Here is a 14123-nt window from a genome sequence, read left to right as displayed (position 1 = left end):
AACTCCCCCTATAAAAAAAGTATAAACAAGAATAATCGAAAGCATAATTGTTGAGCTATACTTTCTTAAATTTCTTCTTATACCTATATTATATCATAAAAGAAGCTAAAATAAGGAACGGAACATGTTTGCGCCTTCGAAAAGTTAGGATTTTGACCATTTTTCCGTCATAATAGCGGTGAAAGCAGCTGACAGAGCCCTTGAATCAACTTGACATTTCGTCCCCTCCTGCTAAATTTCCCAGGGTCAATAAATTCGCTATGTTTGAGATCATTCTGGAACGCTGACTTAAGTGAAGTAATGATCTCCGGCTGGAGCAGCACCGCGGTAAGCTCGAAGTTGGAGTAAAAGCTGCGCATGTCCAGATTGGCACTGCCCACAGTAGCCAGCAGATCGTCTATGATCATGACTTTGGCATGCATAAATCCCTTCTTATAGCGGTAGAATTTCACCCCGGCATCCTGCAGATTCTCAAGATAGGATAGAGAAGCATTATAAACCAGCCTGTTGTCTGGTGTGGCCGGGATAATAATTCTCACATCCACACCGCTGAGCACAGCATTCTTAAGGGCCCGGCAAATCGTCGGATCGGGAATGAAATACGGAGAAGCAATCCAGATTCGCTGCCTGGCTGCACATAATGCAGCAAAATACATCTCCAGAGAGGCATCTATTGCTCCATCAGGCCCGCTTGCCACAATCAGTACAGTCTCCTGTTCTTCACAGCTGTGCTTTGGAAAAAAGCGCGGATGGCTAAGTGCGTCTCCTGCCGCCAATCTCCAATCCTTGAGGAACACGTATTGCAGATTATAGACTGCATCTCCTTCAAGCCGCAGGTGGGTATCCCGCCAATAGCCCAGCTTGGGGTCCTTGCCCAAATAATCATCCCCGACATTCAATCCGCCCGTATATCCTATTAGACCATCAACAACCAGGATTTTGCGGTGATTGCGGTAATTAAAGCGGCGGTCCATAAGTGAGGTCAGCGGCGGCAGAAAGAAATGGACTTCTACGCCCGCATTTTTTAAGGTGCGAATAAATCCGCGGCTCAGCTTATGGCTGCCGAGGCCGTCGCATAGCAGACGCACTTTAACCCCCTGGCGGCATTTGCGGATCATGACTTCTTTAAACCGCTCACCGGTGACATCATCCCGAAAAATATAGAACTCCAGATGGATATTCTCCCGCGCCGTTTCCATCGCTTCCAGCATATCCTCATAGGCCTCTTGGCCGCTGGAAAGTATCCGGCACTTATTGCGTCCGGTAACTGGACTTTCCGAGAGCCTGGAGAGCAGATGCAGCAGTTCATCGCGGCCTTCAAACTCCGGGTTCCCGGTGTCTGGCGTATTTTTCACAATCTTAATTTTGCCGGAGACGTGGGTGCGAATTTCACGTAGCAGCGGCGAGCAGCGTTTGCCGATCCTGCGGTTCTGCCAATAATCACGGCCCAAAAAATAATAGAACAACAGCCCTGCAGGCGGGCAGCAGAATGTAATGAACAGCCAGGCCAGCGCTCTTTGCGGACGGCGGTGCTCCAGCATCAGTATTACGGCAATCTGCAGAATAAAAAGGCATAAAATAATTGCAAATATTCTCAAGGCGCACACCTCCTGAAAGTCTAGAATAACTGTCTCCTGCCTGAGCTTCGTACAAGCCGGTTTCGGGCTTTGGCACCTGCATCACTATGTCCTCCATGAAAAACCGGTAATTAGCTGTACCCAAGCCAATTCTAGTACAGGTTTTGCCGTAACTCTCCTTCTTTATTCAACCAAACCGTTGTCATGTTCGCCAAAGGCCTGGAATACATAGAGTAGTAGGACAATTCGGATGAGCCCATTTAATAGTTAACACTCGCAGGCACGGAGTTTTAGTTACCACGAGGCGGCTGCACAAGCCGCAGAAAGGAGTAGCTATGAAGAGTCAGCCCGATCATAACAAGATTACACTGCTCGTCGTCCGCGAAGCCGGACGTCCGGTCAGACAACTTCAGCTATCGAGGCCGCTTGCCCTGGCCCTCCCGGCCGCAGCCGCTCTGTCTATCTCCAGTCTGGTCACCTCCATGCATTTTCATGCCTCCCGCTCGATTGCGGAGCTGGAATCGGAAGCAGCGGCGCTATCCCTGACTAATCTTCGAATGGAAATGAAGGTCGCCGACAAGGACCAGACACTCCAGCAGCTCCGCAGTCAGGTGACTGAGCTGTCGGAGGAGGCCGAGAACATCAAAGACAAGCTAAAAAGTGTCAGTGAGCTGGAAGCGCAGCTCCAGTCGCTGATTGACAAGGAGAGCGGTTCTACCACTGGAACAGACTCAGGTAAAGGTACAGGCACAGACTCCGATACCGAAAAGACATCCTCCTCCAATGCGTCATCAGGGACGCTCTCTCATGCCACAGCTTCACTGGACACCATAGACGGATCTGCTCCAGCCGTTACAACAGTGATAAATGGTGTAAATTACACGGCTGCAGCGGTTTCCAATTCTTCTTCGCTGTCCGGTGTAAGCTACCGGATCGGGGCGCTTTCATCGGTACTGGGCAGTAAGGTAACCCCACAGGTAGGCGGTGAATATATCGCGGTCTATCAGGAGGATCCCTTGGAGCTGGTCCGGCAAACTAAAGATGATTATGCAGAAATCCGCAGCATGCTTGAAGAGATGGTGAACAGCATCTCCATTACGATTACCCAGGCCGAGAGGGCAAACAGCGTTCAAGCCAACCTTCAGGCCAAAAAAGCGCTCGCCGAAAAAGCCCGCTTGGCACCGGCCGTGATCTGGCCCACCCACTCCAATGTGATCACCTCAAGCTTCGGTTACCGCTCCGACCCTTTCAAGGGCGTTTCCGCCTATCATTCCGGCATTGATATTGCCGGTGATATCGGTGATCCTGTCTATGCAGCAATGGCTGGTGTGGTCACCGCCTCCGATCAGATGGGTGCAAGAGGAAAATACATTATTATCGAGCATACAAACGGTCTGGAGACCTGGTACATGCATTTGAACGGAATGACCGTCAAAGCTGGTGACAAGGTGAACAAAGGCGAGCAAATCGGAATGCTGGGCAATACGGGGCGCAGTACAGGTCCCCATCTTCATTTTCAGGTGGTAAAACAGAACAAGGCGGTAAATCCGCTCAATTATGTAAAACCCTAAGGAGGAATCAAAAGTGTGGAATAAACCAAAGCAGCAGGCATCCTTTAAGTCTACTGACTCGCTGATTGGTCTTGGAGGTACACTGGAGGGCAAGGTGCAGTGTGATACTAATTTGCGGATTGAAGGCAATTTCAGCGGGGAAATTCAGTGCCAGGGGACAGTGACCGTAGGTGAACAAGGAACGGTCCGTTCCAGCATTAAAGCTCAGGAGATCATTATAGCCGGCAAAGTGTTCGGTGATGTTACCGCCGACCGCCGCCTCACCATGACTGGAACCGGACAACTCCACGGCAACATCCTTGCAGGGACGCTCAGCATTATGGAGGGAAGTGTGCTTAACGGTTCCATAGGCATGACAGAACAGCCCGCCCCGGAGAAAGCGGGCGGACTTCAGGAAGATAAGAATAAGGACAAGGCAGGTAAACGTGCCTCCAAGGCGCAGAGCAAACTGGAAGCCGGCTAAACGGTTTGAACCTGTCTGGGCTCATTCCCGCAGCTTCCCACATGCACCCGCCTCACATTCCATTTACGTACGGTCTTAAGCGGCGACATCCCTTTTACGGAATACGATCCAGGAAACCGCCAGAAACAGCAGATAATATACAGCCAGCACGGCGGCAGAGAACCCAAGGGTTACACCGCCAGGACCCGCATCGCTCAATATATATCCCCGCAAATCCATGTGGGTAAAGATCAGATACTTAGCCCACTCATACCTTTCCGGGCTAAAGATGGCGATAAATAAATTTTTGGTAAACATAATAAACAAAGACAGACCGATCGCCAGTCCGCTTGCCCGGAATACACTGGAAACCATAAAGGCAAGCGCAGCGGTTAGAAACAGCTCAACATAACGGCAGAGCACGTCGAGGAAGGAGTATTCAACCGGACTCCAATTTCCGAAGTTGAACGCTCCCGCTTCCGCTGAAGGGGAGAAGATCAATGACGAACCATAAGCGAAAGCAATTAATATTGCTGTGCTGAGCAGACTGAAGAGGATCATGGAAATATATTTTGAGAGCAGTATTTTGGAGCGGCTCCACGGGCGAATCAGCAAAAGCTTGATTGTTCCCCAGGAAAATTCGCCCGCCACGGAGTCGGATGCAACCACAACCGTGAAGATCGTATTCAGGAAAAAGGCAATGCTCACGGTCGTCTGAAAGCTCTGCCATAGTCCCATCCTGGACATATCACCACTGCTGGTGAAATAGAACAGTGCCGGAAACAGCGCACTCATTAAGGCCAGAATGAACAACATAATCCATGTACGTACACGGCTGTAAATCTTGATATTCTCATTATGTATGAGAGCAGCGAACTCACCCAATGCCTTCACCTCCTGTAATTTCCAAGAATTGATCTTCCAGTGAGCGGGACAGCGCTTTGATGCTGTAGACCTTGATGCCGCCTGCCACCAGCTTCGCATTCAGTTCGGCCACTTCCTCACGGCCCGCCACGACGGCCAGACCGCCTTCTCTCAATACTCCACGGCCAATCAGGCTAAACGCCGCTTCCGGATTGCTCACCTCAAACAGTGTTTCCTTAGTCGGCATTACTGCGTCTCCCACTGTCTTCAGCTGTTTCACATCTACGAGCCGGCCATTCTGGATAATGGCGACGCTGTCGCACATCAGCTCCATTTCGGACAACAAATGGCTGGAGACAAACACCGTTGTTCCCTCATCTTGGCAAAGACGGCGCAAATAATCGCGAAGCTCACGGATCCCTTGCGGATCAAGCCCGTTTGTCGGCTCATCCAGAATCAGCAGCTTCGGCCGATGCAGCAGGGCCTGAGCGACACCAAGCCGCTGGCGCATGCCCAGAGAATAGGTTTTTACTTTATCATGAATTCTCTGTCCAAGCCCGACGAGCTCCACAACCTCATTGATCCGCTGCTTGTCTACACCCGGCACCATGCGCGCATACTGACGCAAATTCTGGTATCCGGTCAGGAACTTGTACATCTCCGGATTCTCTACAATGGCCCCGATATTGGCTACCGCTTCTTCGAATTGATCCTTGATGCTGCGGCCGCAGATCAGAATGTCTCCCTCGCTAATCGAAATAAGCCCTACCATCATGCGAATTGTCGTTGTTTTTCCGGCGCCGTTTGGTCCAAGAAACCCAAATATTTGACCGGACGGAATGTCCAGCGTTAAATTACTGACCAGCGCTTTGGAGCCTATTTTTTTGGTGACGCCCTTAATGCTGGCTACAGGATTCAACACTTCTGCCATATTTGGCATTATTTCACTCCCTTTCGTCAGTTATCTTTCTATACTACCACAACTTACCTTTTTCATGAAAATCAGGAAAAATACATTACATTATAAAGGGACCGTCTCCTTTCATTACAGAAGGAGACGGTCCCTTGTTCTTCGACAATTGCTTAAAGATTAGCCACCGACACGGGCAAGCTCACGCATGTTGGCTTCAAAGGCTGCCATTAGTGCAGCTTCGCCGGTCAAGCCTGTTTGCTCAACTTTGCGGATTTGCTCCATCATCCGTTTGTAATCCTTTGGAATTACTCGGGCAAAACTCGGCAGAGCCGCTTCCCAGCCATCCAGAATCCGTCTTCCTGCGGCACTGTCAGTAAGCTCCGTATGACGGGCAATCAGACTGTGCAGTTCAGCGATTTCGTCCGGTTCTTCGACCCGCTCCAGGAGCACCATTTCCAGGTTGCAGCGTTTGATGAAGTTGTTGTTCGGATCGTATACATAAGCGATACCACCGGACATCCCTGCTGCAAAGTTGCGGCCGGTTTCACCGAGCACAACGACGCGTCCACCGGTCATATATTCACAGCCATGGTCGCCCACGCCTTCAACGACGACATTCGCACCGGAGTTGCGGACGGCGAACCGTTCGCCGGCGATGCCGCTGATGTAAGCTTCGCCGCCGGTCGCTCCGTAAAGCGCCGTATTCCCGATAATAATATTGTCCTCAGCGGCAAAGGTTGCCTTCGGCGATGGCTTAATAATCAGCTTGCCGCCGGACAGCCCTTTGCCCACATAGTCATTGGAGTCGCCTTCGACCGTAATCGTAATCCCTTTCGGCATGAACGCGCCAAGACTTTGTCCGGCAGATCCGCTGAAATGCAGGCGGATCGTATCATCAGGCAGGCCTGCCGCTCCATATTTGCGCGTCAGTTCGCTGCCCAGAATCGTTCCTACCGCACGGTTCACGTTCGTGATTGGCAGCGAGGCTTCAACCACCGTACCGAATTCCAGTGCAGGTGCAGCCAGCTCCAGCAGCTTCGAAACGTCGAGCGTTTCTTCAAGACCATGGTTCTGGCGTTTGCTGCGGAAACGTGTGCTTCCTTCCGGCATTGCCGGAGTATGAAGCAAGCTGCTCAGATCGACACCTTTCTTCTTCCAATGACTCGAAGCGCGTACAGCGTCGAGGCAATCGGTGCGTCCAACCATTTCTTCAATGGTGCGGAAACCAAGCTCAGCCATAATCTCACGCAGATCCTGCGCCACGAACGTCATGAAGTTAACAACATGCTGTGGATCGCCTGTAAAGTTCTTACGCAACTCCGGATTCTGTGTTGCAACACCGACCGGGCAGGTATCCATCTGGCACACCCGCATCATGATGCAGCCTACGGCTACAAGCGGTGCAGTAGCGAATCCATATTCTTCAGCACCCAGCAATACTGCTACTGCCAGGTCACGGCCACTAAGCATTTTGCCGTCTGTCTCGAGCACGACACGGTCGCGGAGGTTATTCAGCATCAGTGTCTGATGGGTCTCAGCGAGACCCAGCTCCCAAGGCAGACCGGCATGGCGGATAGAGTTCATCGGCGATGCGCCGGTTCCTCCGTCATAACCGCTGATCAGAATGATATCAGCACGGCCTTTGGCTACACCGGCAGCGATGGTTCCAACGCCTACCTCAGACACCAGCTTTACGTTAATGCTGGCACGCGGATTGGCATTCTTCAGATCGTAGATCAGCTCTGCCAAATCCTCAATGGAATAAATATCATGATGCGGCGGCGGTGAGATCAGACCTACGCCTGCTGTGGAGCCGCGCACTTCTGCCACCCATGGATATACCTTGCGGCCCGGCAGCTGTCCGCCTTCACCAGGTTTAGCCCCCTGTGCCATTTTGATCTGAATTTCATCCGCATTCACGAGATAGTTCGAAGTCACCCCGAAACGTCCCGATGCCACCTGTTTAATTGCGCTGCGGCGGGAATCACCGTTGCTGTCCGGAATAAAGCGTGCCGGATCTTCGCCGCCCTCACCGGTGTTGCTCTTGCCGCCGATGCGGTTCATGGCGATTGCCAGCGTCTCATGTGCTTCCTTACTGATCGAACCAAAGGACATCGCACCGGTCTTGAACCGTTTCATAATTGATTCTGCCGATTCCACCTCTTCCAGCGGAACTGGCTGATTTGCCGATTTGAATTGCAGCATGGAGCGCAGCGTCTGATGTTTCTCGCTTTCCCCCTGAACAAGTGCTGCATATTTCTTGTACATATTGTAATCGCCGCTCCGCACGGAGTGCTGAAGCAGATGAATGGTCTGCGGGTTGAACAGATGCTCTTCCCCGTCGCTGCGCCATTGGTACTCGCCGCCGGAATCAAGCACTTTATCGTTGCCGTCTTTGTCGGTGAAGGCGCGGTTATGATGAATCAGCGCTTCTGCCGCCACTTCTTCAAGGCCGATACCGCCAATACGGGAAGGCGTCCAGGTAAAGTAACGGTCGACAAATTCTGAATTCAGTCCAACAGCTTCAAAGATCTGTGCGCCACGGTACGATTGAATAGTAGAGATACCCATTTTGGACAGTATTTTCACTACGCTCTTTGTCGCAGCCTTAATGTAGTTCTTCACAGCCTTCTCATGCGAAATTCCGCGCAGCAGGCCCTGGCTGATCATGTCATCCAGACTTTCGAAGGCCAGATACGGATTGACCGCACTTACGCCATAGCCCAGAAGAAGCGCATAATGATGGACTTCACGGGGTTCGCCGGACTCCAGCAAAATGCTGACCTTCGTACGTGTTCCCGAGCGGATCAGATGGTGATGCAGGCTGGATACAGCCAGCAGAGCCGGGATGGCCGCATTCTCGCGGTCCACACCGCGGTCGGACAGAATAAGAATATTATGACCTTTGGCCATTACGCGGTCAGCAGCCTCATTCATGCGCTCCAGTGCGATACGCAGTCCTTCCGCTCCAAGCTCAGCCGGGAACAGAATCGGAATAGACATCGATTTGAAGCCCGCACGGCGGACATGGCGGATCTTGGCGAAATCCTCATTCGATAAAATCGGCGATTCCAGCGAGATCTGTCGACAGCTCTCCGGTTCTGGTTTCAGCAGGTTGCGTTCCGGTCCGATTGTCGTAGCGGTTGACGTTACCAGTTCTTCACGAATTGCATCAATCGGCGGATTGGTTACCTGTGCGAACATTTGTTTAAAGTAGTTGTAAAGTCTCTGCGGACGATCCGACAGCACAGCCAGCGGAGCATCATAGCCCATGGAGCCGACAGCTTCGGCGCCGGTTGAAGCCATAGGCTCCAGCACCTTGCGCAAATCCTCAAAGGTGTAGCCGAAGGATTGCTGCAGCTGCTGCACATTGTCATGTTTCGGGTTCGGCAGTTCAGGTGCATCCGGAAGCTCGTCAAGTCCGATCAGATGCTCATCCAGCCATTGGCGGTAAGGCTGCTCGGAAGCAATGGATGCTTTCACTTCTTCGTCAGAAATAATCCGGCCCTGCTTCGTATCCACGAGCAGCATCCGGCCTGGTCTCAGGCGGTCTTTATATAGTACATTCTCTGCCGGAATATCAAGAACTCCTGCTTCAGAGGATAAAATAATCATATCATCTTTGGTTACATAATAACGGGCAGGACGCAGACCGTTACGGTCAAGAATGGCTCCGATTTGCACACCGTCGGTGAAGCCCATCGCGGCAGGCCCGTCCCACGGCTCCATCAAGGTGCTGTGGTATTCATAGAATGCCTTCTTCTGCTCATCCATGCTGTCATGGTTGCTCCAAGGCTCAGGTACCATCATCATGGCCACATGCGGCAAGGAACGTCCGCTGAGATACAGGAACTCGAACGTATTGTCGAACATGGCGGTGTCGGAACCGTCCGGATTAACAACCGGCTTGATCTTGCTGAGGTCTTCTCCGAATACTTCACTCTTGAACAGCGACTGGCGGGCGTGCATCCAGTTCACATTCCCCCGCAGGGTGTTGATCTCACCATTGTGGATCATGAAACGGTAGGGATGGGCACGCTCCCAGCTCGGGAACGTATTGGTGCTGAACCGGGAGTGGACAAGCGCAATCGCGGATTCCAGCTCTTTGTTCTGCAGATCCAGATAGAACTGGCCTACCTGCTCAGTTGTGAGCATGCCTTTATATACGATCTTACGACAGGACATACTTGGCACGTAAAAGGACTCACCCTCTTCGGTACCGCCATAGCGGATTGCAAGTTCTGCGCGTTTGCGGATTACATACAGCTTGCGTTCAAAAGCCAATTCATCCTTGACGCCTGCGGAACGGCCGATGAATACCTGACGGACATAAGGCTTCGCTGCCTTGGCAGTTTTGCCCAGCATTTCGTCAAAGGTAGGCACATCGCGATAGCCAAGCACCTCTTGGCCTTCTTCTGCAATAATGTCGCTCAATAGCGCCTCGTGGCGGGCACGGATCTCCTCGTTATGAGACAGAAAGATCATACCCACGCCATAGCGGCCCTGCTCCGGCAGTTCAAAGCCAAGCTTAGCGGCTTCCCCTGCAAAGAAACGGTGCGGAATTTGCAGCATGATGCCGGCTCCGTCACCGGAGTTCGGCTCGCTACCCTGGCCCCCCCGATGCTCCATATTGAAGAGCATAGTCAAAGCGTTACTTACAATATCATGGGACGGTGTGCCTTTAATATGGGCAACAAATCCCATGCCGCATGCATCTTTTTCGAACTGGGGATCATAAAGGCCCTGTTTGCCGGGCAGTTCAGTGTGTCTCATTGTACGCAACCTTTCTATAATAAAGTAGAAGTTATCATCGGAAGAACCCGCTTGCCGATCTGCATAACGGCGGCATCACTTTCACAAAAAATATAAGGGAAAAGTAAAGCGCAAGCTCTACTTACATTATATTTACAGGAAAATATTTCAGAGAAAAATCTTAATAATTATTCAGGGCAGATTGGTTATATTATTTTATCATCGACCTGACATGAGCGCAATTTAAACTTTTTTATGAGTTTGATTAACAATTGCTTTTGCGGTACAGCTTTAGTGAATAAAAGCGTAAAAAATCTTTACGATGCATAATTATGCATTAAAACCGAATATGTTCTTATGCAATGAAAACGCTTATTTTGTTTTCTTTCCATAACATGTCATTTTAATGGCGCATATCATTTCCGCAATAAGCAAAGAACGCCCCTAAAGGAGCGTCCTCTGCTTATTGTTATATTATTGCTATTAAACGATTATACAGTCAAAACTTGTTCACTTTTTATAGCAGCTTCACTTTCACGACTGCGGGTCATGAAATAGGTGAACGTAAGGGCCAGGAATACAATGCCGTAGATCGCAAGCAAGCCTGCATCGTTCCACATTACACCCGTATCTCCCGTGGAAATTACTGCCTTGAATCCTCTGACGCTGTAGGTCATAGGAAGAAGCGGATTGAAGAATTTCATCCAGTTCGGAATCAATTCAAGCGGGAACGTACCTGCACTTGTCGTCAATTGGAAGATAAGGATGACAATAGCCACAAAACGTCCCGGTTGATCCATCCAGGTTACAATCGCCTGGATCATCCACATGAAGGCAAGACTGGTAATGAAGATAAATGCATAGAAGAGCGGTACATTCTGCACTTCAAGACCCAATCCGTACAGAACAATAACTGCAGCGAGCAGCGCCTGAAGCACACTCATCATTGTGAATGTAAGCGTACGGCTGACAAACCGGTTGAACCGGCTGGCACCGATCACTTCGGAATCACGCATTGGAATAATAATCGTGCTGATCAGTGCACCTACAAACAGTCCAAGGGACAGGAAGTAAGGCGCAAAGCCTGTGCCGTAGTTTGGCACGGCATTGACTTTAACTTCTTCAATCTCCACCGGCTGGGCGAACATCGATACCAACGCATCGGTCTTATTCACCGAACTGGTCTGTGATGCGGCATCCCCAAGCTTCGTTGCAAGTTCTCCTGAACCGGCCTTCAGATCATCAAGACCATCCTTCAGCTGACCTGCTCCATCGCTTAGCTTCTTCGAGCCATCGGCGACAGAAGTCAGACCGCTGCTCAGCTGTCCTGCTCCATTCAACAGTTTCGAAGTTCCGGCTTCCAGCGCCTTGCCGCCATCGGCCAGCTTCGCACCGCCAGCTGCAGCTTCGTCCAGCTTCGCGCCGAACTGCTTCATTCCTGCGGCAAGTGTAGTGCCGCCGGTTTCCAGCTTCGTTGCACCCGCCACGAGCTGTTTTTGTCCTTCCAGCAGCTGCGTGCTGCCGGCATTCAGCTGCTGCGCTCCGTCATGCAGCTGACTGACTCCAGCATCCAACTGCTCAGAACCGGTATGCAGCTGTCCTGCACCCTGCACAAGCTGCTCCTGTCCGCTGTGGAGCGCAGATGCGCCTTCCACGAGCTGCTGCTGACTTTGATCCAGCTGCGCGCTGCCTTGAGCGACTGCCGTACTTGCGGCCAGCAGCTTTTGCACATCAGGGCTGGCTGCAAGCTGAGGATTTGTTTTGGCCAGCTGCTGCAGGCCATCGGCCACTGCTTTGGCTCCCGCGCTCACTTTCGCGCTGCCATCCTTGGAAGCCTTCAGACCGGCTTCCAGCTTGGCACTGCCTTCGACGGAAGAAGTAAGTCCCGCTTCCAGCTTAGCACTGCCATCGACAACCGACTTCGTGCCGGCCTGAAGCTTAGTCGTACCTTCTACAGCTGATGCTGTACCAGCCTGAAGTGAAGCTGCTCCGGTTTCCGTCTTCTTAAGGCCTTCACTCAGTTGCTTGCTGCCTGCTGCAGTCTGTGATACACCAGCCTGCAGTTTCTTGTGTGCAGCAGACAATTGCTGGAGTCCGCCTGCCAGAGTACTGCTGCCGTTCTGTATGGCGGCGGCACCCGTATTCAGATCGCTCACACCTTTCGTAAGCGGCGCTACACCATCGAGCAGTTTACCAGTGCCCTCGGTCAGTACTACCAGATTATCCTTCAGCTTCAGCGCGCCGTCATCCAGCTTGCTTGCGCCATCGGCAATTTTTGTTGCGCCGTCTCCGGCGTCGCCAAGCCCGCTGGCAATCTCCGTAATTTTATCGAATACGGATTCTGTATAAGCTTCCGTTATTTTGGCCGATACTTTTGTCTTAATATCCTTTACCGCAGTTCCACCAATTTGGCCGGCAAGGAAATTGAAGCCTTCGTTCGGTTCATAAATAATTTTGGCCGGCTGGGGATCAGTACCCAGCAAGGTTGTTGCATTTGCTGAAAAATCTTCAGGCACAATGATCGCCATATAATAAGTACTGTCATCAAGTCCTGCTTCTGCCTGGTCACGGGTTACGAAATTCCATTCGAACCCGTCGGTTTTCTTAAGTTCTTCTATCAGGTCATTCCCGGCAGTTAGCTTTGAGCCTTCGTAGTCGGCACCTTTATCTTCATTTACGACAGCGACCGGCAGTTCATTCATTTTACCGTAGGGATCCCAGAATGCTTTCAGGAACAACCCGCTGTACAGCACCGGAACGAATAGAACAACAAACATTGGGATCAGCACTTTAGGATTCTTCAGCACTGCCCCAAGGTCCTTGAAAAACACGGATAAAGATTTCATTCTGGTTCTCTCCTTATAATCGTTTGCTCTCTTTTAAAATGCTATGAATCTTCAACTCTTGCTATTGTGTTGAAAGTTACAGTAATACCATATGACTGTTTTCCCCAATTGGTCAGTCCGGGGTAAAAAAAAACCTATCCGGTTTTTGTTACCACTGCCGCCTAAGTAAAAGAACATCCAGGGAAAGCAGACGGTTGACGATGCCATCCCTATTCCAGCTCCAAACCTTACTTTGCTGTTGCCAGTCCTTCGGACAAGAACAAGTGAAAATAATGTTTGATTTGCTCTTTGTTCAAAGGCACATGCACCTTGTTAAGTTCAGCAGTCAGCACAATGTAAAGTCTAAACATTACAACAGATACGATCTTGGGGTCGCAAGGTTTGATTTCGCCTTGACGAATCGCCTGTTCCACCTCCCGTTTCAAATAGTCAAGCACAACACTCTCGATCTTGTCGAGTCCTTCACCAGCCTGCGGCGTTCCGAAATCGCGACTTTCCTGGGAAAGCTTAATGAACAGCTCGTGTTCGCTTCGAAATTCCAGCAAAGCATCCAGAACCCTGTGCAGATTATCAAAAAAAGGCTTATCTTTTTTGATTTCCCGCTCGGCGATTTTTTTCATTTCGACAATGACATCACGCAGGATTTCATCGAACAGCTGCTCCTTATTCGTGAAAAAGGTATAAATCGTTCCTTTTCCAACATTCGCAATCTTGGCGACCTGATCCATTGTAGTTGCCTTATAGCCAAATAATGAAAAACATTTCGTCGCGGCTTTAAGCACCTGCTGCCTTCGATCTACCACTGCCACCCGTACACTCCCTTTCCTCGGAAATATCGCTGCTACCGCATTTTGACCATTTTACTAATCCGGTCATTCGGTCATTACTTACTTTAACATGATGCCTCCGCGTTTGCAATACTTTAACCAATGTATATTTTTTTAATTTATTGCAGTGATTTAACTTTCTATTTACGTCTTATCTGTATAATGTAAGAAGAAACGTCTGTCTCGTCTTTGAAAAAGGGCGGTTTCCCTGCGGGAAATGGAAGAATAGAATGGCCGGACACACATAGTCTTATATTATGAGATTAACAGCTAATTTCGCTGTATAATAGAAGAGATGATTATTTAGAGGTATCTCCAATCCGCCAAAGAA

At 50.5% G+C, this 14123-nt stretch carries 8 protein-coding genes; 2 read left to right on the top strand and 6 right to left on the bottom strand.

Going from position 1 to position 14123, the window contains the following annotated elements:
* Positions 1-167 precede the first annotated feature (167 nt).
* A complete protein-coding gene (cls, locus tag NST99_RS05340) occupies positions 168-1598 on the bottom strand; it encodes a cardiolipin synthase (protein ID WP_341090135.1) in 1431 nt (476 codons plus the stop codon).
* 314 nt (positions 1599-1912) lie between these two features.
* Here cls and NST99_RS05335 point away from each other — a divergent pair, with 314 nt between their 5' ends.
* Positions 1913-3148 carry a M23 family metallopeptidase gene (locus tag NST99_RS05335; protein WP_341090133.1) on the top strand — a complete coding sequence of 412 codons (1236 nt, stop codon included), beginning with the start codon at positions 1913-1915 and terminating at the stop codon, positions 3146-3148.
* 13 nt (positions 3149-3161) lie between these two features.
* Positions 3162-3611, top strand: coding sequence for a bactofilin family protein (locus tag NST99_RS05330; protein ID WP_341090132.1), 450 nt, complete (start codon positions 3162-3164; stop codon positions 3609-3611).
* A 75-nt stretch (positions 3612-3686) separates the two neighbouring features.
* Here the strand turns inward: NST99_RS05330 and NST99_RS05325 are convergent, their stop codons facing one another.
* From NST99_RS05325 to NST99_RS05305, 5 genes are all read right to left on the bottom strand, one after another.
* Positions 3687-4475, bottom strand: a complete 789-nt coding sequence (locus tag NST99_RS05325; RefSeq protein ID WP_341090130.1) for an ABC transporter permease — start codon at positions 4473-4475, stop codon at positions 3687-3689.
* Positions 4468-5385, bottom strand: coding sequence for an ABC transporter ATP-binding protein (locus tag NST99_RS05320; protein ID WP_341097563.1), 918 nt, complete (start codon positions 5383-5385; stop codon positions 4468-4470). The genes NST99_RS05325 and NST99_RS05320 overlap by 8 nt, the downstream gene beginning before the upstream one ends.
* A 159-nt stretch (positions 5386-5544) precedes the next feature.
* Positions 5545-10140, bottom strand: coding sequence for a glutamate synthase large subunit (gene gltB, locus NST99_RS05315; protein ID WP_341090129.1), 4596 nt, complete (start codon positions 10138-10140; stop codon positions 5545-5547).
* A gap of 470 nt (positions 10141-10610) precedes the next feature.
* Positions 10611-12965 carry a YhgE/Pip domain-containing protein gene (locus NST99_RS05310; RefSeq protein WP_341090128.1) on the bottom strand — a complete coding sequence of 785 codons (2355 nt, stop codon included), beginning with the start codon at positions 12963-12965 and terminating at the stop codon, positions 10611-10613.
* 227 nt (positions 12966-13192) lie between these two features.
* Complete coding sequence (locus tag NST99_RS05305; protein WP_038586643.1) at positions 13193-13774, bottom strand: TetR/AcrR family transcriptional regulator; 582 nt, start codon at positions 13772-13774, stop codon at positions 13193-13195.
* Between the last annotated feature and the right edge of the window lie 349 nt (positions 13775-14123).

The organism is Paenibacillus sp. FSL L8-0470, assembly GCF_038008625.1.
GTDB lineage: Bacteria > Bacillota > Bacilli > Paenibacillales > Paenibacillaceae > Paenibacillus_AQ.
Note: the sequence above shows the minus strand (reverse complement) of the source record. Positions and strands in the feature narration are given on the sequence as shown.

Excerpts from the sequence above, each read along its gene's own strand:
- NST99_RS05335 (WP_341090133.1), top strand. The coding sequence starts at position 1,913 with ATGAAGAGTCAGCCCGATCATAACAAGATTACACTGCTCGTCGTCCGC.
- NST99_RS05320 (WP_341097563.1), bottom strand. The coding sequence starts at position 5,385 with ATGGCAGAAGTGTTGAATCCTGTAGCCAGCATTAAGGGCGTCACCAAA.
- gltB (WP_341090129.1), bottom strand. The coding sequence starts at position 10,140 with ATGAGACACACTGAACTGCCCGGCAAACAGGGCCTTTATGATCCCCAG.
- NST99_RS05310 (WP_341090128.1), bottom strand. The coding sequence starts at position 12,965 with ATGAAATCTTTATCCGTGTTTTTCAAGGACCTTGGGGCAGTGCTGAAG.